Genomic DNA, 20,083 nt, shown 5'->3' on the forward strand with positions numbered 1-20,083 from the left:
AGTCATTAGCTTTTCAACCAAAACCTTAAACTAAATTAATTTACTCTGCTAAATTGATATCTTCTTTTTTAATAGGCTTAATTTTCTCCTGTATGCTTTCAAAAATTACATACAATACAGGAATTACAAAAAGACCTAAAACAGTACCTATCAACAATCCTATAGCTGCTCCTGTTGCAATGGATCTGTTACCTACAGCTCCAATTCCACTTGCCAGCACTAATGGTAATAGACCAAAGATAAAGGCAAATGAAGTCATCAGAATCGGTCTCACCCTTGCTTTCGCTGCATTGATGGCAGACATTACAATTGTTTCACCGTGATGTCTTCGCTGAACTGCAAATTCAACAATAAGGATCGCATTTTTCGCCAACAATCCGACGAGCATGATCAGCGCAATCTGGAAATAAATATTATTTTCCAAGCCCATGATCTTCTGTCCGAAATAAGCTCCCATTACCCCAAGAGGAAGAGAGATCACAACGATAAGCGGAAGGATATAACTTTCATATTGTGCAGAAAGGATAAAGTAAACAAATACCAAACTTAACCCGAAAATCAGAAGGGTCTGAGATCCTGAGTTTAATTCTTCTCTGGTCAATCCGGTAAATTCTACTGCATAGTTTTGATTCAAGGTTTCATCAGCTACCTGCTGTACAGCGGCAATAGCATCCCCGGAACTGTAGCCATCAGAGTTTGCTCCCGTCACTTTCACTGAAGTAAACAGGTTATAACGGCTTACAGATTGTGGCCCGTATGCTTTTTTCAGTGTTACAAACTGTGAAATCGGAGACATGATACCTGAACCTGTTCTCACATAAAGTTCGTTCAGATTTTCGATGTTCTTTCTGTTTTCAGGAAGTGCCTGCACCATTACTCTGAACTGTTTTCCATACTTGGTAAAGTCGGCGGTATAAATACCTCCAATATAGCCTTGCATCGTAGCCAGAATGTCATTTACAGAAACTCCAAGCTGCTTACTCAAAGGTACGTTAATCTCCATTTGATACTGAGGATACTTGGTGTTAAATGAAGTCTGTGCAAACTGAATTTCAGGTCTCTGCATCAGCTTACCGATAAATTCATTGGTTTTATTATCCAGATCAGCATATTCTCCACCTGATTTATCCAGTAATACCATTTCAAAACCTGCACTGTTACCAAATCCCGGTACACTTGGAGGTTGGAAGAATACAACTTTAGCATCAGGAACAGCTCCTACAATTCCAAATAATTTTTTGGTGATATCTTCAGAAGTCTGGCCGTCTTTTTTTCTTTCTTCGAATGGTTTCAGTTTAATAAAGGCAAGACCGTTATTACTTCCGTTTCCGGATAAGAATCCTCTACCTGTAGAGATTGTTACGTTTTGTACTCCAGGAACTTTCAAAGCTTTAGCCTGAAGTGCTTTCAGAACGTTATAAGTTCTTTCCATAGAAGCACCCGGAGGAAGTTGAACATCCGTAAAGATAATCCCTCTATCCTCTGTAGGAACGAATCCTTTCTTCATGCTTCCACTTGCCCAGTATAAGATCCCTCCTGTAACCGCAAAGATTACTAAGGTTACCCATTTATGTCTTAACAGGAATACAAATCCTCTTCCGTAACGCTCAGTGGTTGTTTTAAAAGCAATATTAAACTTATAGAAAAACTTCTGAAGCAGGTTTAAGTTTTTATACTCTGCATGATGTTCTGCGTGAGGCTTTAAGAATAATGAACATAAAACCGGACTCAACGTTAAGGCATTAATAGCAGAAATTACGATCGCTATAATCAGCGTAATACCAAACTGTTGGTAGAATACTCCTGTAGGCCCTGTAATAAATGTTACCGGAATAAATACTGCTGCCATTACCAACGTAATAGAAATAATAGCTCCTGTAATTTCATCCATCGCCTCTACTGTTGCTTTCTTAGCATCTGAAATACCATGCTCCATCTTCGCATGAACGGCCTCCACGACGACAATGGCATCATCCACTACAATACCAATCGCCAGTACCAATGCAAATAAGGTTAAGAGGTTCAATGAATACCCGAAGAGATTCAGGAAGAAGAACGCTCCTACAATGGATACCGGAACTGCAATAGCCGGAATCAAGGTAGATCTGAAATCCTGAAGGAAAATATATACTACAATAAATACCAGGATGAAAGCTTCAATAAGGGTATGTACTACCTTTTCAATAGAAGCTTCAAGGAATTCATTGGTATCAAAGTTAAAAGTATACTTAATTCCCTGTGGAAAAGTACCTTCCGCTGATTTCAGGTATGCTTTGATATTTTTAATAATCTCCTGTGCATTAGATCCCGGAGTCTGGAAGATCCCCATACTGATGGAAGGATTGTTTCCGTTTTCTCCGACACCTGTGTAAGACTGACCTGCCAGTTCTACTTTGGCAACATCTTTCAGCATCAGGTTTTGTCCGTTTGCAAGAGCTTTGATGATGATATTATCATACTGCTCTTTATCATTAAATTTACCAACATATTTGATGATATATTCAAAAGAGCTTCCGCTGTTTTGTCCAATAGAACCTGCCGCAGCTTCTCTACTCTGCTCATTGATGGCATTGGTAACATCTGTAGGAGTTACACCATAAGCAGCCATTTTCGCAGGATCCAGCCAGATTCTCATGGAATAGTTTTTACCTCCGAAAACGTTGGCATCCCCTACACCATTTACCCTTTTCAGGTTTGGAATAATATTAATATTCAGAAAGTTCTGAAGATATACATCATCAAGATCTTTATTTTCAGAATAGAAAGACATATACATCAGGGCGCTGGTCTGCTGCTTCTGAGTTACAACTCCTGAACGGGTTACTTCAGATGGCAAAAGAGGCGTAGCTCTGGCTACACGGTTCTGTACGTTTACCGCTGCAATATCCGGGTCTATTCCTTGTTTAAAGAAAACCTGGATCTGTGCAGAACCGTCATTTCCCGCAGAGGAAGTAATATAGTCCATTCCTTCCACCCCGTTGATCTGTTCTTCCAAAGGAACAACAACACTTTTCATTACAGTTTCCGCGTTGGCTCCTGTATAGTTTGCCGAAACACTTACTGTAGGAGGCGCAATATCCGGATACTGTGTAACCGGTAACGAGATCAGTCCTAGCACACCGAGAATCACAATCAAGATTGAGATTACAGTGGATAAAACCGGTCTGTTAATAAAGTTTTTTATCATTAGAATTTCGGTTTTATTGATTGAACAAGACTATCCATTTTAATTGGCTTTGGCTTCACTGCTGTTCCAGGTTTCAAACCTCCGATACCAGCTGCAACAACTCTTTCCCCTTTATTAACTCCTGATTTGATCAGCGCTAAGTTGTCGATTCTGTCAATAACATTTACCACAACATTTTTGGCTGTATCTCCTTTTTCAATTTTGTATACGTATACAATTCCTTGTTGCTCATAAGTAGCACTTTCAGGAACTACAAGTACGTTATCATAGTGCTGAGGGAATCTTATGGTTCCACTGTTACCGTTACTTAATAATTTCTGAGCATTAGTGAAAGCAACTCTGAACTGAATGGTTCCCGTTGTAGGATCAATTTGACCGGTAATTGCTTCAATTCTTCCTTTTTCAGGATAAAGACTTCCGTTGGCTAATTGTAGTTCTACCATCGGTAAGTTTTTGATTTTCTCAGGCATAGAGGCTCCTGGAGATTTTTCAAGGAAATCAAAATACTCCTTTTCATTCATGGCAAAGTAAGCGTAAATCTCAGACGTATCAGAAATTGTCGTTAGAGGAGTCTGATCTGATGGCCCCACCAAACTTCCGACTTTTAACGGAAGCCTACCTACTACCCCTGAAATAGGGGCACGAATGATGGAATATTCGATGTTCGCTTCAACTCCCTTATAATTCGCTTCAGCTTGTCTTTTTGCTGCATGAGCCTGTGCTAACTGTGCCTGTGCCTGTGCAAGTTGAGCCTGAGCGGTTTGTAGCTGTACATTACTGATGATGTTTTTCTGAACCAAAGGCTTCAGCTTGTTCACTTCTACCTGTGCAGCATTTACAGAAGCCTGTGCAGCAGCAATATTAGATTCAGCAGCTCCGATTCCAGCTTTGGAAGCAGCAGCATTTTCGGTAAGGATATTGGTTTCCAAGCGGAACAAAGGTTGTCCTTTGGTAACATATTGTCCTTCATCAACCAGTAACTGGGTAATATATCCTTGTATTTTAGCACGTACATCATTGTTTACCCTACCTTGGATAGTAGCCGGAAACGTCTGATAACCTACTATATTTTTTGACTCCACAGAAACAACAGGGTACGGCTTGGCACCATCTTGTTTTGGAGCTTCTTTTTTGCAGGCTGTGAGAGAAAGCGCTGCCATTGAAAGTATAACTAGCTTATTATTCATTTTATAGTTTATTAAGAGATTCCTGAATATTTTCTATGTTTTTATTTAAGAGTGCTTTGTAAACTTCTATTCTTTCGTTGTATCCATCGTCTTTACTTTTTTTAAAATTGTTTAAATCATCTAATAGTCTTAATTCGTCCTGCATTTTTTGGACAATTTTCTCAAATCGAATTTTCTTGTATTCATCATTGATGAAAAAATACCGTTTCCGCTCATCCATCTTGTTATGATCTACGATAAGCTGCGCATTTAACAATAGCGAAATACTAGTGGAAACTGAACTTTTGCTCGCGGAGAGTACTTCAACAAACTCGTCAAAAGTAATTCCTACTTTCTCATAATCGAAAAGAAGGTAGGAATAAATTTTTGAAGCTAATGGGGGTAGGTTGAAAATGGTGCCGTAGAATTTTACGGCATCCTGAAAAATTTTTTCATCAATTTCTATACTTTGGTGCATAATATAAAAATTTGAACAAATGTAAAAATTAGTTCAGAACCAAACGAACAAAGCTGATAGAGATTATAAATACAAGGCGTTTTAAAAATTCAATGAAACTTGATTTAACTTTTTGCTTAAATTATAATCTTCTCATAAGCTTTCCTCAGTCCGTCTGCCAAAACAACTTCTCCACAATACGAATATCCTTTGCTTTCAAGAATTTTCAGCATTGCAATATTATCGTAGTTTGTATCTACTTTAACACTCTGAATTCCATTAGCTCTGGTAAATTCTTCAATATGATCGAAAAGCTTTTTAGTCATCCCTTGTCCTGCAAATTTTTCATCAATCGCCACGCGGTGTACTACTACAAATTCTCCGTCACTTAGCCATGCACCTTCAATTTTGCTGTATGCAGGTTCATCATTAAGGATTAAAGCCGCATATACTGCAATTTCCCCATCTACGGTAAGCACATATCCGAAACCTTTTGCAATATCACTTTCTACGGTACCAAGATTGGGATAACCATTCTGCCACTGCGTACTTCCATCTTGTCTTCTCCTTTCAATGGATTGCTGGATGATTCCCCAAATAATGTCTCTGTCTTCAATTTCCGATTTTCTTAGTTTGATTTCTGGATTCATGTTGTTGATTTTGAATAAAAAAACATAAAGTTAAAAAGCTAAAAGCCTGAACTGTTTCTCTTTGATTATCTGAACTAAAGCCCAATTTTTATTAACGCAAAGGTTTATTTATAAGGTTTAAAATTTTGAATGAGCAAAGATTCCAACTTCCTCGTTGAATAAGCGGCCGGCTATGCGGTTACTTAATGAGAGGTTGTTTCAAAAGTCAATTAATTTGGCTTTTGTCATTCTGACGCAGGAAGAATTTTATTCGAAATTAATCGTTTGAGATTCTTCATTACATTTCATTTCATTCAGAATGACACTTTTGAGACAGGTTCCATCTTTGCTTCCTTAAAAATAGAGCATAAGGTTATTAAAACTTTGCGTCAAATTTAAATCAGACTAATACAAACTCCTGTTTATATAGCTTTTGGTTCTGATATAGAATAACAGTTCTTCAAGTCATCTTTTAAACATTTAGTTTTTTAATAATTTAAAGATTGATTTAATTAAAAAACCGAAAATTAATTAAGAATTAATTTTCGGTTCGAAGTAGTAAAATTTAAAATTATGAAATTGTTTTATTAATTTTCATTTTGTTGAAGATAAGCATCAATAATTTCGAATGCTTTCTTTTCATCCTGCAGATCCACCATAACCTTTAGCGATGTTGCTGTGGGCGTTGTAGTAAATGTAAGATAGTTGTTTTCAACAGAGTTTGTAATTTGCGCGTCATCCAATTTAGACTTAACCAACTGAATTTCTGAAGGGTTATCACTTTCGTAAACTGACACTCTCGTACTTCTTTCCATATTCTAATTGTTTGAGTATCTAAATGTACAATGTTTTTTCGAAAATTACAAATCTTTGTTTTTAAATTTTATTAATATTATTTTCAATTTTGTCTAATGCCAATTGAATTTCTTCTTTAGTAACATTCAGGTGTGGTCTGAAACGTAAAGACTGGTCTCCACACGGAAGAATGATTAATCCGTCATTGAATAATTCAGTCATCATCTTGTTTCTGTCTGCTCCGGATGGAAGGTCAATAGCACACATTAGTCCTCTTCCTCTTGCATTGGAAATTTTTGAAGGATACTTTTCTGCTAATCCTTTTAAGCTTTCCAATAAGAAATCTCCTACTACTCTTGCATTTTCTACAAGGTTTTCTTTTTCGATCACTTCCATTACCAGTTGGAAACGAAGCATATCGATAAAGTTTCCTCCGAATGTAGAGTTGATTCTTGAGCTTTCTCTGAAAACGTTGTTTGGAACTTCGTCAAATTTTTCTTTATTGGCTAATACTCCACAAACCTGAGCTTTTTTCCCGAAAGAAATGATGTCCGGCTTAGCTGTAAAGTGTTGGAATGCCCACATTTTACCTGTAATGGCAATACCTGTTTGAACTTCGTCAAAAATGAGTAAGATTTCATTGTCATCGCAGATTTTTCTTAAGCCAAGTAAGAACTCATCTCTGAAGTGATTGTCACCACCTTCTGCCTGAATAGGTTCAATGATGATACAAGCTACTTTATCAGGATTCATCAAAATAGCTTCTTCAATCTGAACTAAAGCTAATTGCTCGTTTTTGATGGTTTCTGCCAGATTTTCTTCTGTAATCGGGAATGTTAATTTCGGGTTTAAGATTCTTGGCCACTTAAACATTGGAAAATATTGATACTTTCTAGGATCTGAAGTGTTTGTTAAGCTTAAAGTATAACCACTTCTTCCGTGGAAAGCCTGTTTGAAATGAATACAAATTCCAGCTTCAGTATCAAGACCTTTGGCAAAGTTTTTACGTGTTTTCCAGTCGAAGCAAGCTTTCAATGCATTTTCAACACCTAAAGTTCCTCCCTCAATAAAGAAAGCGTACTGTAATTCTTCAGGAATCACTACTCTTTCGAATACTTCTAAAAAGTGAGCATATTCTTCTGAATAAACGTCTGCCAATGTTGGTTTGTTAACAGCCATTCTTCCCAACCATTCTGATCTTTCTACAAGATACGGGTGATTGTACCCGATGGAAGCTGATGCAAACATAGAGAACATATCCAGGTATTCTCTGTCTGTAAGTTTATCATAAAGCCATGATCCGTGAGATTTTTCAATGTCCATCACGAAATCGAAACCGTCAGCCAACACGTGTTTTCCAACTGTTTCCTTAACTTTATTTGCTTGTATATCTAATGTGTGTTCCATAATAAATTGTTGTGTGATTTAATAAGTGAATGATTAAACGATCCAAAGGCTGAGCATTTTAATCATTCAGGTTATTAAGTTTTTTTATAGTTTTTTGGGTGCTTTAAGTAAAGCTTTTATAAATCAAATTTAATTCCTTGTGCTAAAGGAAGATGCGTAGTGTAATTTATAGTATTAGTTTGTCTTCTCATATAATACTTCCAAGCATCAGATCCTGATTCTCTTCCACCTCCGGTTTCTTTTTCACCACCGAAAGCTCCTCCGATCTCAGCTCCTGAAGTACCAATATTTACGTTCGCAATACCACAATCTGAACCTGCATGAGAAAGGAATAATTCTGCTTCTCTAAGGTTTTGCGTCATGATTGCAGAAGAAAGTCCTTGCGGAACATCATTCTGAATAGCGATAGCCTCTTCTAATGTTTTGTATTTGATTAAATATAGAATGGGTGCAAAAGTTTCATGCTGAACGATCTCGTAAGAATTCTTTACTTCAGCAACGCAAGGTTTCACATAGCATCCGGATTCATAATCTTTTCCAGATAAAACGCCACCTTCAACAACGAATTTTCCACCTTCTTTTTTACATTTTTTGATAGATTCCTGATATTGATTTACAGCATCCACGTCAATAAGTGGGCCTACGTGATTCGTTTCATCCAATGGATTTCCAATTTTCAACTGGCCATAAGCTTTTACCAATCTTGTTTTTACTTCATCATATACGTCTTCGTGGATAATCAGTCTTCTTGTAGAAGTACATCTTTGTCCTGCCGTTCCTACCGCTCCGAATACCGCTCCGATGATAGACATGTTAAGATCTGCTTCTTTAGTAATGATGATTGCGTTATTACCCCCTAGTTCAAGGATAGATTTTCCGAATCTTTCTGCTACTTTAGAAGAAACCATTCTTCCTACTCTTGTAGAACCTGTGAAAGATACCAAAGCTACTCTCTTATCATCCACTAATTTCTGCCCAATCTCATGGTCAGCAACCAATACACTTGAAATTCCTTCTGAAAGGTTGTTCTCTTTCAAAACTTCATTCATAATATTCTGACATGCAATCGCACAAAGCGGAGTTTTTTCTGATGGCTTCCAGATCGTAACGTTACCACAGATCCAAGCTAAAGCTGTATTCCAAGACCAAACGGCTACCGGGAAGTTGAATGCAGTGATGATTCCCACTACCCCAAGCGGATGATATTGCTCGTACATTCTGTGACCAGGTCTTTCAGAATGCATTGTATATCCCTGAAGCTGTCTTGAAAGTCCTACTGCAAAATCGCAGATATCAATCATTTCCTGTACTTCTCCAAGTCCTTCCTGCAAAGACTTACCCATTTCGTAAGAAACAAGTTTTCCAAGATCATCTTTATATTCTCTTAACTTTAACCCAAGCTGTCTTACGATCTCTCCTCTTTTAGGAGCCGGGATCAACCTGAATTCCTGAAATGCCTTTTGAGCTGTTTCAATAACTTTGTCATAATCACTTTCTCCGGAAGTCTTTACTTTAGCAATTAATTTTCCGTCTGCCGGAGAGATGCTTTCTATCACCTTTCCTGAAGCGAAATATTTACCGCCCACTGAAGTCCCTTTATTCTCTTCTTTAATACCAAGGTTTTTGAGTGTTTTTTCGATTCCGAAATCCTTTACTTTTTTTGACATAAAATCTTACTTTTCGTTCTCTCTAAAGATAAAAATATTATGCGAACCTCAAAACTTTAATTTTTTAATATGTTATTTATTTGGACTAATTCCAAACATGCTTATCTTTGTAGGGTAATCTTTTTGATAATCACCAATGGAAAATTCACAAGAAAATAACTCAAAGTTTAAAAAGTGGTTCAAGCGTGTTGGATGGGCAGGGTTTGCTTTCTTTACCATTAAAGGCTTGATTTGGCTCGTAATATTCTACTTTGGAGCAGATTCGCTTCAGAGTTGTATGAAATAAAAAAGCAGAGAAAATTTTTCTCTGCTTTCTTTTTATAATAAGGTTTATTAAAAGATTTCTTCTGTTGCCAACAATGATAAAATCCATAATAGAACAGAGAATTTTATATTTTAATTCCACAAAAAATCTCTTTTTAATGAATTAAAACCATTTTTATCTGATTCTATTTTCCCCATTTTTGCTTCAAAGCTAGTCTTTTTTCTTCCTTCCATTGTTCACAAGGCTTTGGTGCAGGAGATATTCAATCTGACCATTTACACTTCTGAATTCATCATTGGCCCATTTTTCGAGGAGTTTATAAGTAGACTCATCTATCCTTAACACAAAGGATTTTTTGCCTTTGTTTTCCGAAGTGTTCTGAGCTTTTTCCGATTTCATTTATTCTTGTTTTTGTTGCAAGATGCATTGGGTTATATTCCGGGTTGATTATTTTAATGAAACCCAGAATTATTGATTGTTATAATTAGTTATACAGTGTTCCTGCATTCAGTATTGGAGTCGCTGCTTTTTCACCGCAAAGCACTACCATCAGATTGCTTACCATTGCCGCTTTTCTTTCATCGTCAAGTTCAACAATATTCTCTTCAGAAAGCTTTTTAAGGGCAAGATCTACCATTCCTACAGCTCCTTCTACAATTTTAGTTCTTGCTGCCACAATAGCGGTAGCCTGCTGTCTCTGAAGCATTGCTCCTGCGATTTCTGAAGCATACGCTAGATGTGAAATTCTAGCCTCCTGAATTACGATTCCAGCCTTTGACAAACGATCTGTAAGTTCCTGTTCTAAAATAGCGTTAATCTTGTCCCCACCTTCTCTGAGAGTGATAGGAGCATGATCATCTTCCAGATTGTCATAAGGGAAACTCATAGCCAAATGACGTACTGCCGCTTCACTCTGCATTTTCACAAAATCGGAATAACGCTCTACATCAAAGGCTGCCTTATAAGTGTCTCCTACTTTCCATACAATTACGACTGCAATCTCAATAGGATTCCCCATTTTATCATTTACTTTCAGAGTCTGTCCCTGCAAGTTTTCTGAACGTAATGACATTTTCTGAGATGAATACAAAGGATTAATAAAAAACAATCCGTTATCTTTTACTGTTCCCACATATTTCCCAAAGAAATTCAGCACTCTTGAATGGTTAGGCTGGATAATCATCAGTCCTTTTAAGAAAAAGCATGAAACGAGGAAGCAAAGCATCGCTATGATCACAAACGTAATACTTTGATCTACTCCACTTATAAAGAAGTACACTGCTGCTACAAAGAGTACCAGACAGATCACTAATGTAAGGTAACCCGACATGGGTTTTAATGTTTTTTCCATGATTGAATTTTTAATTTGATATTATTTTGATATCATAAAGGTAGCGGTAAATTTTGAATTTTGTATTAGAAATTTTGATTTTTTTTGGTGACGAGGTACGGGATGCGCGATGCGAGGGTTTATACAGAACGCAATTGTAGTTTGTAAGTCGAGAAGATGGGAATGTTGAGATGCGGGGTGCGGGGTGTGAGATTATAATTTTCATAGAAATCAGATATTGAATATAAGAAAAAACAAATACTAGGTTCATAAGGGTTTTAATTAACAAAAAAGGGTAAGATCGTTTTACTCAGCAAGGTGATTAGTTAACTGAACGAAGTGCCTCTGCGATCGAAAAATGAAGAAGAGTATATTTTTTACTTTTTGTGAACCTAGCATTAAAAAGAAGCTCCCAAAGCATTTCATTATATTATATACAATGATAGTTTTTTAAATAAAAAATCCCGGAAGTGAATTCCGGGATTTTGAGTTATATGTTGTAAAAGATTATTTCTTCGTTAAAACTTTAAACTTGAAATAAGATACAGCTGCTAAAGTAATCATTGTTGCGATTCCGATGTATACCCAAGCTGGTACTGGTACCGGATCACCTGCTGCGTAAGAGTGAAGTCCGCTCAGGTAGTAATTTACTCCAAAATAAGTCATTACCATAGAACAGAAAGCAAACATTGTAGCTACGTGGAATGCCCATCTGCTTCTTAATCCCGGAACTAATCTCATGTGCAATACAAAAGCGTACACCATAATGGAAATGAAAGCCCATGTTTCTTTTGGATCCCAGCTCCAGTATCTACCCCATGATTCGTTTGCCCAGATCCCTCCTAAGAAGTTACCTACCGTTAAAGCAAAAAGACCAACTGTTAATGACATTTCAGAAACGATGACCAATTCCTTCAATGTTGTATCGTGGTGAATTTTGTACGTGTCTTTGTTTGAAATAATATAGAACACCAAAGATAATACGGCAATAATCATCGACAGAGCAAAGAAACCGTAACTCGATGTAATGATCGCCACGTGAACGATCAACCAGTAAGATTTCAGTACCGGTACAAGCGGTGTAATCTGTGGATCAAGCGCTGAACCTCCGTGTGCAAATCCCATCATGATAACAGCTACCATAAATCCTGATGCTGGAATCAATGCGTTGGCATTTCTGTAAAGAACCAATCCAGCTGTAATACCTACCCAAGAGATGAAGATAATAGCTTCATATCCGTTACTCCAAGGTGCATGTCCAGAAATATACCATCTTGCTACAAGACCTAAGAAATGGAAGATATACCCAATTAAACCAATTGCAATAATTATTTTAATGGCTTTGTTTAATATTTTATTGGGTTTGAATAATTCTACAAATCCAAGAAGCAAAAGAAGACCTCCAATAATAGTATAGAAAATCAATAGTTTAAAATTGATATCCGCAGTATTCATGAATACTTCAAGATCTACTTTAGATTGATCTGGAATTACAGCTTTCCCCCATTTTTTCTGGTAGTCTGAAAGCTTCACCAATTCAGAGTCTGCTTTGCTCCAATCTCCGGATCTTTGCGCACCAATAACTTCTGAAAAATAAGGCCCCATTACCTGCTGAGATTCCATGTCCGGTTCAAACTTTTGATCCAGCCATGAATGCCAAGTGTGGTTAGCATCATTCTTCACAGGAACAATTCTTAAAAACTGACCACTGAAAAATTCGTTAAAAATCTGAACTCTTTCATTTAGCTTAATAACCTGCTTGTCATATTCAGATTGGTCTGCCGGTTTTTTTGCAAAAGCTGTGTTATAGTCTCTTTCCAGAATATAAGTTAACATCCCTGTATTCTTATCTACCGGGAATAAATTCAGTAAAGAAGTATACCCATCTTCATTGGCTTTTGTTTTTTCAAGAAGTGCTTTACCACCTTTTTCATCAACTTTGATCAGGGGAACGGATGTCCAGCTTTCTGTATCTGTATTGATTGAAAGGAACCATTGGTTAGCATCCAGAGATTTACCGTCTGTTCCTTTGAATTTGTCATGCTTGTAAAGTTTTCTCAAAACCTCTAAAGCCTGTGTGTTCATTGGAATAATTCGTCCTTCGAAATTTTGAACTAAAAGATAACCGAATTTCTCTGCATGTTCTTTGCTGATTTTATTTTTAGCAATGATCTCATCAGCTGAAATAGTTCTCATTTTGCCCATTGGAGAAGCCAATGAGTTTTGTTTTATCTCGCTGTCTTGAGATGTTTTTGTTTCAGGAGCTGGTGCTGCATGAGTGTGTCCATCACCTTCTACATGTACATGGTCTCTGCTTCCGTCAGTAGTTCCATGTGTTTCAATTTTTTGAGCATTTAGCCCTAAGCTTAAGAATAATAAAAGTACTGCAGCAGCTTTCTTTTTATTAACGTCTTTCAGTATTTTATTTAATTTCCAGAAGTGTGTTCCTTTCCAGAAGAAGATCACAAACATTCCTAAGAATAATAATCCGTATCCGATATAAGAAATCAACGTTCCCCAATAATCGTGGTTTACAGATAATACAGTTCCCATTCTATCCGGATCAAAACTAGACTGGAAGAAACGGTAACCTTTATAGTTTAGAACGTGGTTCATATAAATTTTATAAGGCGTTTCTTTTCCTTCGTCAACGATTTTCACGTGACTTTCGTAAGCACTTGGAGAATTACTTCCCGGATATGTTTCCATAACGAAGTCATCCAACTTCAATGCAAAAGGAGTATTGTACACTTTTGGGCCGTATCCTACCATGATGTTCAATCCATCCATTGTGATTTGCTTGTATGCATTTGGATTTCCTTTTTCAACGGAAAGATCAACCAATTGTTTTGTTTTTGGGCCTTGTAGTTCAATCTGAAGCATATCCGGAACATTAGCATCTTTCTTTCTGTCTCCTTCTATAGCCATCAGCTTACCCTTTTTAAGACCTTCAGGTACAACCAGTTTTAGCTCGTTGATGCTGTATAAGCTTCTCAATGCTAAGGGCTGGAATTCATCTTTTACAGTATTTCCGGTAGCTTGTGTTGCCATGGTCATATAAGTGGCATCTACTGGAGTCTTGATGAATAATTTACCCCCTTCATTCTTGAATTCAACAGCTCCGTCAATTGGTCTGTTGAAAGTTACCAAGGTTCCGTTGATAGATTTTGTTTCACCAGCTTTGATGTAAACATTTTGTCTTCCGGTTTTTCCTGTTGAAACCAGGTGAAGATATTCAGTTCCGTTTGGTTCAGCCAGTAAGCTGTCCTTTTTTCTTTGAATATATTCTTTTGCAAAAATCTTCACTTCTTTTCCGTGGAAGTCATAAGTGGCATTAAGATCTTTGTGAAGTGGAGACATCAGGTAAGGAATATCCTGGTAGTTTAGGACATCTCCTTTTTCCTCAATCTGGATTTTAAGGAAGTTTTTATCCGTTACAATTTCGTTGGATGTTTCCCCTTCTCTGATGTGCATCTGCCCCTCAAAACTGATGTATCTTGTGATGGCACCACCAATAAAAATGAATACAAAGGCAAGGTGAAAAACCAAAACCGGCCATTTATCCTTTTTCCACAGTCTGTATCTTCCGATATTACCTATGAAGTTAACGATAAGCAGCACCATGATGAGTTCAAACCATTTCGCCTCATAAATTAATGCTTTTGCTGTAGGAGTTCCGTAGTCGTTTTCTAAGAACGTTGCATAGGCCATTGCGAATGCATAAACCAGTAACAATACAGCCATTGTCCTGGTTGAGATAATAATATCTTGGAGCTTCTTCATGTTGATATGTACTTGACATGCAAAAATAAGGATGATAAACCATAAAGCACTGAAAAAAAGCTGTTTTTTGTCACTTTGATCCCTGTTTTACTTATTTTGAATCATTCTTAATAATATTGGAGTTATTGGGAAAAATTCAATTTTTAAAACCGAAGAAATACAGATTAATAATGCCTATTTGAGCGATTGAAGACTTCTATTTCAAAGGTGTCTTTTTTAGGAGAAATAAAGAAAAACCGCCTGGGACTTATCCAATTTGAAACTAATGTCACCAGACTTTTATTTTCTGTGAAATTGATATAAAATTTTTGAGTTTGTTTCAGTGATTCATCCATCTATTTTTAAGGGTAAAATTTTCTAATTTCTTATTCTTAAGTAGAATAAACCTTTCTTATTTAGTAATCTGAGGCACAAAAAAATGATCCCAATCATAAACCCGAGCAACACTGTTACAAATTTCAAGCATAAATTCTTGATTATTGGTATTGGTCATCACTACTACTCCATATCCTTTATCAAGACTTCCATAAGAGGCACAGGTAAAACCTTCATTCCCTCCATTATGATTAAAATAATAAACACCGTTTTTATACCGATGAAATACTCCTAATGCTACTTTACTTTCTTTGTAATTCACAGCCGGAGTAAACCTTTCCTGCATATATTTTTGAGTCAAAACCTTTTCAGATTTACCTTTTAAAGCCAATTGGCATTCAATCATGTACTTTGCAAGATCTTCAGGAGTCGTCCAAAGCCCGGCTGCCGAATACTCCGGATATAAATGGTATTTTCCTTTTACTTTCTTCCCATCAGAATAATATCCGGAAGCAATATTTAAAGTGTCATTTTTCAAGGTATAGGTACTATGCGTCATTTGTAAAGGTTCAAACACTTCTTTTTTCAAAAACTCTTCATAACTTTTCCCTGAGGTATCGGTAAGGATCAGTTGAGAAATCACGGTACCTCCACCGGAATAATCAAATTCGAGTCCAGGTTCTTTTATAGAACGAACAGGTTTAGAGTTAGCCGGTGAGATACCATTCAAGATTTGTAAAATGTCAGGAATTTTTGCATTTCTTTCATATCCTGAAAACCCTGAAACACCTAATCCGGCAGAATGGCTTAGTAAATTCCGTGAAGTAATGATCTTATTTTTTGAAGTACTATCGTAGGGAAATTTCCAGCTTTTAAGATAATCATTAATATCTTTATCAAGATCTACTTTACCTTGCTGCACAAGCTTCATAAATCCTAAACTATTAACGGTCTTACTGATTGAAGCCGCCTGAAACAATGTATTGACATCTACTTTCCTATTCTCTTCTTCATCTGCATATCCATAAGCTTTAATCCATTCTATTTTATAATTATTGACAACAACAATACTGACCCCTTTTACGTTAAATTGCTTCATCCTGTTAAAAATAGTATAAGCAGGAACTTTCTCAGTCCCCGAAATAATGTTTGGACTTAGAGAATTTTCAACTTTAAGAATTTTATTTCTAATGTCACGATTCAATTTTTGAGCAGGTAACAAAAACGAAAAAGCGATCAATAGCAATAACAAACATTTTTCTATATGTATCATTATCAACAAATTGTTTAAATTGTTTTAGTTTACAATTTACTCATTTCATCAATTCAGATAGAAAAATTCAACAACAAATACAAGGTCTATTTCTCTAATGAGATTCGTTTTCTGATTTTGCTTAAAAATTCATGGGTTATTCCAAGATAGGAAGCAACCTGTTGTTGAGTAAGCTTTTGTTCTAGCCCAGGATACTTTTGTAAAAATTCTAAATAACGTTTATCAGCTGTTTTACCTGTTAAAGAAAGAATTCTTCTCTGAAGTGCTACCGAAGACTGCTGATTCATGATCCTGAATAATTTTTCGATCTGTGGCATCGTTTCATACAGTTGTTCCTTATCCTTTTTTGAAATCATCAATACTTCACTGTCTAAAAGGGCTTCGATATTTAAAATACTTGGAACATCATTAATCAGACTATCAATATCCGTAATCCACCATCCTTCTACTGCAAAGTATAAAGTTTGTTCAAATCCGTTTTCATTCAGATAATAGATTTTAAAACATCCACTCAGTACAAAACCTTCAAAAAGGCAAAAGTCACCTTGTTGGAGAACAACGTCTTTCTTTTTAAAGCTTTTCCATTGAAATGGAGTTGTAAATTGACTGAACTCTTCTTCCGAAAGATCAATGTATCGTATAATATTTTTATAGAGCAGATCGAACATAATAGTATTTAACAAAATAAAGATACCAATATTCATGATACCTTTATTAGATAGTGCCTATGTTCCCCTATTTTATTTTCCTTCTAAGAAATCTGATGTATTGACGATACGGGCATACAGATTCCCGAGTGCAGATATTCCTGCCAGAAAAGACCGTTGAACTTCCACTGCTTTTACCATCTGCCCATTGAGTTCCCGATCCCGTGTAGCTGTAGCATCACCGATAACCGTATTATTAAAACCAAAATCAAAAGATGCTCTCGTTGTAGATTCTACACAAACATCCGTCATCATTCCTGTAATAACTAAATTTTTGATGTTTTTAGACTGAAGATATTGTAACAGATCTGTTTCTCTGAAACTGTTAGGAAAGTGTTTTTCGATCACTTTTTCGTCAGCCAAAGGAGAAACCAGTGAATGAATTTCTGATCCGGCAGTTCCTGGTAAGAAAAAGGTTGCCCCATCATTGGTTGAAATATGGCGAATATGAATAACAGGAAGATGGTTTTTTCTAAAATATTCCAAAATCTGCTGAACATTCTTGCCTGCCTCTTCAGCTCCTTCCAATGTCATTTTTCCTCCCGGGAAGTAATCATTCTGTACGTCGATAATTAATAATACTGTGTTTTCCATTTTTCTTTTTTGTTGTGCGTTCATTGATACGAGTGATAATAAAGACAGACATAGTACCATCGAGCTTTTCAATAGATTTTTCATTGCTTAAAATTTATGGTACAAAATTATCAGCTCTGGAACTTCTACCCTTTGAACTAGTTCAAAAAATACTCTCTGACCACAAAATAAAAGACCGAAGGTTTTCCCTCGGTCTTATGCTTTATTTTTATTTCCAGTAACTCCATTTTAAACCGTCATAAACAGCCATTGTTTTGCTTACCGTATCATAACACATCATTCCCGGATATGGACTTTTAACATTGATATGAGGATTGGCTACCTTAGGCAATATTAAAGCCTTACTGGCTGACTCCAGCACCAATACCCCCGGAACACTTGTAACAGGGCTTCCGATAATTACCCTATTAGGCCCTGATACTTCAGAATTGGCATTGAAAGTAACATTACTGATAGAACCGGCATCACTAAGAGCAATCCAACCAGAAGCATCTTTCATTTTTAAAATCTTATCATTTTTATCCATAAGAAGAGTTCCGGCTACAGCATCATTAGGCAATGTTTGTACAATAGGAAGCATTATACCATTAGTCGTATTAGATGCAAAATCCAGGATCCCGTCTCCGTCAACAGTTTCCTTACTTATTGCCACTTGTGCATTGGTAAAAGCGGTCATTAAAAATCCTATGAGTAATATTGTATTTTTCATTTTTCTATCTTTAAACATTACCTGTTATTCATTACATGATCTTATGATGCACTTCCATGACGTGCCATTGTATAACTTAAAGCAATTATCTGCAGTATCGAAAATCAACATCCCCTCTACCGGAACGGCAATATTTGCAGCAGTAGTTCTGGTAATCACAAACCCTTTGTTTGTAGATTCTAATGCAATAAATCCGTTCGGAATAATGGCGGGCCAATTGGCCTGCAACCCCGTATGGCCTGTAATTCCAAATTTGGTTATACTATTGGGTGTTCCTGTAGCAGCATCTTTGGTACAGTATGCCTGAAGATTGGTTCCGAATGTAAAATATTGATTAGCTGGAAATGTATAATTAAATACTGCTTTACCGTTCACAAAACTCGTCGCAGAAATCATTTTTACATTTTGTGTAAATCCGGCATCATCGGCTACCATCATAAATACTTTATCTGTAGACAATATACCGGTATACTTTGAAAGATCTGCCTGTAACCATACCGGATCCTGATCATTCGTTTTCTGTGCCAGCCAGCTTCTTTGAATAATTTTCCCTGAAGTTGCTCCATAATTAACTAATGCAAGAGACTGAACATTATTATCTCCCATCACCAAAAAGGTTTTATCTTTAGAAAAAGAGGTTCTGCCGACATTTGCACTGGGTAAAATAAAATCATTGGAAGTAGCTGCCGTGAGCATAATATTATTTTCATTGTTAATACTACTGCTTACTCTTTGGTTTAATACAGACATATCATCTCTGGCTATTCCAAAAATATTATTATTAAATGTAGTATTCAGGCTAGAATTCCATGTAATTTCCGGCACAGAGCTCAGATAGTTTTGAGGTTATTGCAAAGTAATTCCATACTTAATAGCAAGATAAGAATTTATCCTTTGCCTTTCTACTGGAGATTGTGTTTCCGAATATAGAATAAACTCTCCTATTCTGTCTCCTGCCAATGATGAAGAGCCGGATCCGCCATCATTATCCATCAGAAGAACCATTCCCGGATAATTGTATATAGAAGAAATATTATTTGAAGGCCCACCATACGTACGACCATTGTTATCAAAAAAATATTTCACATCACTACCTACTATATCATTATAATAGGATTGAATACTGGGAGTATTAGTCCCTACTGTATTGATAATATCTGTTCCAAATAACACATCTCCTGATTCTTTTTCATTATAAAACTGGGGACGGTTGGTTCCTGTTCCAAAAAACGGAGACTGCCAAACTCCCGCAATAGCGGTAGGATTGGAGCTACGCAACGTACCATTCATCACAAAAACTGTTCTATAACTGGCAGTAGCTGTTCTGGTAAGATGGGTATACGAAGTAAGTGCTTTTGTGGTATTATCAGGAAACCCTAATGGAAATTTGTATCCGGATCTATAACTGTTGGTACTTACAATTTCTATAGCCGGATTAAAATTAAAGCTTGGAATTGATGTTGCAGAGCGGTAAACAGGCTTTGTTCCCGATCCGGGATCTGCATAGTAGCCCGGCATTCCTTGGTTTGCAATTCCATTTACTCCACCTACTTTCTGGTTCTCCCAGATGGATACCTGTGTATTATCAATTGTTGTAGCTGTACCTGCATCGGCTCTCACCCATACCTGTAAATTTGTGGAAACACCACCCGGAGACTGCGCCCATAACATACCATTACCCAACAAGAATACAAAGAATAACTGCTTTCTCATTCATCTTTTTTTAATGTTCGTATTTATTTTCTAATTGGTAAATCAAGCAAAGAATCACCAATTAGTTAAGAAGGATGGAATATGGA

At 36.5% G+C, this 20,083-nt stretch carries 16 protein-coding genes; all 16 read right to left on the reverse strand.

Features of this window, described 5'->3' with window-relative positions; translation table 11 throughout:
* Positions 1 to 40: 40 nt before the first annotated feature.
* On the reverse strand, positions 41 to 3,187 hold the full coding sequence (locus GTR01_RS23260) for an efflux RND transporter permease subunit (RefSeq protein ID WP_160140106.1): 3,147 nt from the start codon (positions 3,185 to 3,187) through the stop codon (positions 41 to 43).
* Positions 3,187 to 4,374 carry an efflux RND transporter periplasmic adaptor subunit gene (locus tag GTR01_RS23265; RefSeq protein ID WP_160140107.1) on the reverse strand — a complete coding sequence of 396 codons (1,188 nt, stop codon included), beginning with the start codon at positions 4,372 to 4,374 and terminating at the stop codon, positions 3,187 to 3,189. Before GTR01_RS23265 ends, GTR01_RS23260 begins: the two co-directional genes overlap by 1 nt.
* Before the next feature lies 1 nt (position 4,375).
* Positions 4,376 to 4,831 carry a transcriptional regulator gene (locus tag GTR01_RS23270; protein WP_068943164.1) on the reverse strand — a complete coding sequence of 152 codons (456 nt, stop codon included), beginning with the start codon at positions 4,829 to 4,831 and terminating at the stop codon, positions 4,376 to 4,378.
* A 116-nt stretch (positions 4,832 to 4,947) separates the two neighbouring features.
* Positions 4,948 to 5,460 (reverse strand): GNAT family N-acetyltransferase, encoded by a 513-nt coding sequence (locus GTR01_RS23275; RefSeq protein WP_160140108.1) that lies wholly within the window; start codon positions 5,458 to 5,460, stop codon positions 4,948 to 4,950.
* A 566-nt stretch (positions 5,461 to 6,026) separates the two neighbouring features.
* A complete protein-coding gene (locus tag GTR01_RS23280; protein ID WP_066692946.1) occupies positions 6,027 to 6,254 on the reverse strand; it encodes a DUF2007 domain-containing protein in 228 nt (75 codons plus the stop codon).
* A 61-nt stretch (positions 6,255 to 6,315) separates the two neighbouring features.
* Positions 6,316 to 7,641, reverse strand: coding sequence for an L-lysine 6-transaminase (gene lat / locus GTR01_RS23285; protein ID WP_160140109.1), 1,326 nt, complete (start codon positions 7,639 to 7,641; stop codon positions 6,316 to 6,318).
* A gap of 116 nt (positions 7,642 to 7,757) precedes the next feature.
* On the reverse strand, positions 7,758 to 9,308 hold the full coding sequence (locus GTR01_RS23290; protein WP_160140110.1) for an aldehyde dehydrogenase family protein: 1,551 nt from the start codon (positions 9,306 to 9,308) through the stop codon (positions 7,758 to 7,760).
* A 475-nt stretch (positions 9,309 to 9,783) separates the two neighbouring features.
* Positions 9,784 to 9,972, reverse strand: a complete 189-nt coding sequence (locus GTR01_RS23295) for an Arc family DNA binding domain-containing protein (protein WP_160140111.1) — start codon at positions 9,970 to 9,972, stop codon at positions 9,784 to 9,786.
* A gap of 85 nt (positions 9,973 to 10,057) precedes the next feature.
* The gene (locus tag GTR01_RS23300) at positions 10,058 to 10,924 is read right to left on the reverse strand and encodes an SPFH domain-containing protein (protein ID WP_160140112.1); all 867 of its coding nucleotides are present in this window, start codon (positions 10,922 to 10,924) and stop codon (positions 10,058 to 10,060) included.
* A 486-nt stretch (positions 10,925 to 11,410) separates the two neighbouring features.
* On the reverse strand, positions 11,411 to 14,686 hold the full coding sequence (ccsA, locus tag GTR01_RS23305) for a cytochrome c biogenesis protein CcsA (protein ID WP_160140113.1): 3,276 nt from the start codon (positions 14,684 to 14,686) through the stop codon (positions 11,411 to 11,413).
* 391 nt (positions 14,687 to 15,077) lie between these two features.
* A complete protein-coding gene (locus tag GTR01_RS23310; RefSeq protein WP_160140114.1) occupies positions 15,078 to 16,205 on the reverse strand; it encodes a serine hydrolase domain-containing protein in 1,128 nt (375 codons plus the stop codon).
* A gap of 155 nt (positions 16,206 to 16,360) precedes the next feature.
* Complete coding sequence (locus GTR01_RS23315) at positions 16,361 to 16,978, reverse strand: Crp/Fnr family transcriptional regulator (RefSeq protein ID WP_317167611.1); 618 nt, start codon at positions 16,976 to 16,978, stop codon at positions 16,361 to 16,363.
* A 36-nt stretch (positions 16,979 to 17,014) separates the two neighbouring features.
* The gene (locus GTR01_RS23320) at positions 17,015 to 17,575 is read right to left on the reverse strand and encodes a cysteine hydrolase family protein (protein WP_228452328.1); all 561 of its coding nucleotides are present in this window, start codon (positions 17,573 to 17,575) and stop codon (positions 17,015 to 17,017) included.
* A 208-nt stretch (positions 17,576 to 17,783) separates the two neighbouring features.
* The gene (locus GTR01_RS23325; protein ID WP_160140116.1) at positions 17,784 to 18,284 is read right to left on the reverse strand and encodes a hypothetical protein; all 501 of its coding nucleotides are present in this window, start codon (positions 18,282 to 18,284) and stop codon (positions 17,784 to 17,786) included.
* 24 nt (positions 18,285 to 18,308) lie between these two features.
* Entirely contained in the window at positions 18,309 to 19,109 is an 801-nt protein-coding gene (locus GTR01_RS23330; RefSeq protein WP_160140117.1) for a hypothetical protein, read from the reverse strand.
* 21 nt (positions 19,110 to 19,130) lie between these two features.
* Entirely contained in the window at positions 19,131 to 19,997 is an 867-nt protein-coding gene (locus GTR01_RS23335; protein ID WP_160140118.1) for a hypothetical protein, read from the reverse strand.
* Positions 19,998 to 20,083 lie beyond the last annotated feature (86 nt).

The organism is Chryseobacterium sp. c4a, from assembly GCF_009900745.1.
In the GTDB taxonomy this organism is placed as follows: Bacteria; Bacteroidota; Bacteroidia; order Flavobacteriales; family Weeksellaceae; genus Chryseobacterium.

Excerpts from the sequence above, each read along its gene's own strand:
- GTR01_RS23260 (WP_160140106.1), bottom strand. The coding sequence starts at position 3,187 with ATGATAAAAAACTTTATTAACAGACCGGTTTTATCCACTGTAATCTCA.
- GTR01_RS23265 (WP_160140107.1), bottom strand. The coding sequence starts at position 4,374 with ATGAATAATAAGCTAGTTATACTTTCAATGGCAGCGCTTTCTCTCACA.
- GTR01_RS23270 (WP_068943164.1), bottom strand. The coding sequence starts at position 4,831 with ATGCACCAAAGTATAGAAATTGATGAAAAAATTTTTCAGGATGCCGTA.
- GTR01_RS23275 (WP_160140108.1), bottom strand. The coding sequence starts at position 5,460 with ATGAATCCAGAAATCAAACTAAGAAAATCGGAAATTGAAGACAGAGAC.
- GTR01_RS23280 (WP_066692946.1), bottom strand. The coding sequence starts at position 6,254 with ATGGAAAGAAGTACGAGAGTGTCAGTTTACGAAAGTGATAACCCTTCA.
- lat (WP_160140109.1), bottom strand. The coding sequence starts at position 7,641 with ATGGAACACACATTAGATATACAAGCAAATAAAGTTAAGGAAACAGTT.
- GTR01_RS23290 (WP_160140110.1), bottom strand. The coding sequence starts at position 9,308 with ATGTCAAAAAAAGTAAAGGATTTCGGAATCGAAAAAACACTCAAAAAC.
- GTR01_RS23295 (WP_160140111.1), bottom strand. The coding sequence starts at position 9,972 with ATGAAATCGGAAAAAGCTCAGAACACTTCGGAAAACAAAGGCAAAAAA.
- GTR01_RS23300 (WP_160140112.1), bottom strand. The coding sequence starts at position 10,924 with ATGGAAAAAACATTAAAACCCATGTCGGGTTACCTTACATTAGTGATC.
- ccsA (WP_160140113.1), bottom strand. The coding sequence starts at position 14,686 with ATGAAGAAGCTCCAAGATATTATTATCTCAACCAGGACAATGGCTGTA.
- GTR01_RS23315 (WP_317167611.1), bottom strand. The coding sequence starts at position 16,978 with ATGAATATTGGTATCTTTATTTTGTTAAATACTATTATGTTCGATCTG.
- GTR01_RS23320 (WP_228452328.1), bottom strand. The coding sequence starts at position 17,575 with ATGGAAAACACAGTATTATTAATTATCGACGTACAGAATGATTACTTC.
- GTR01_RS23325 (WP_160140116.1), bottom strand. The coding sequence starts at position 18,284 with ATGAAAAATACAATATTACTCATAGGATTTTTAATGACCGCTTTTACC.
- GTR01_RS23335 (WP_160140118.1), bottom strand. The coding sequence starts at position 19,997 with ATGAGAAAGCAGTTATTCTTTGTATTCTTGTTGGGTAATGGTATGTTA.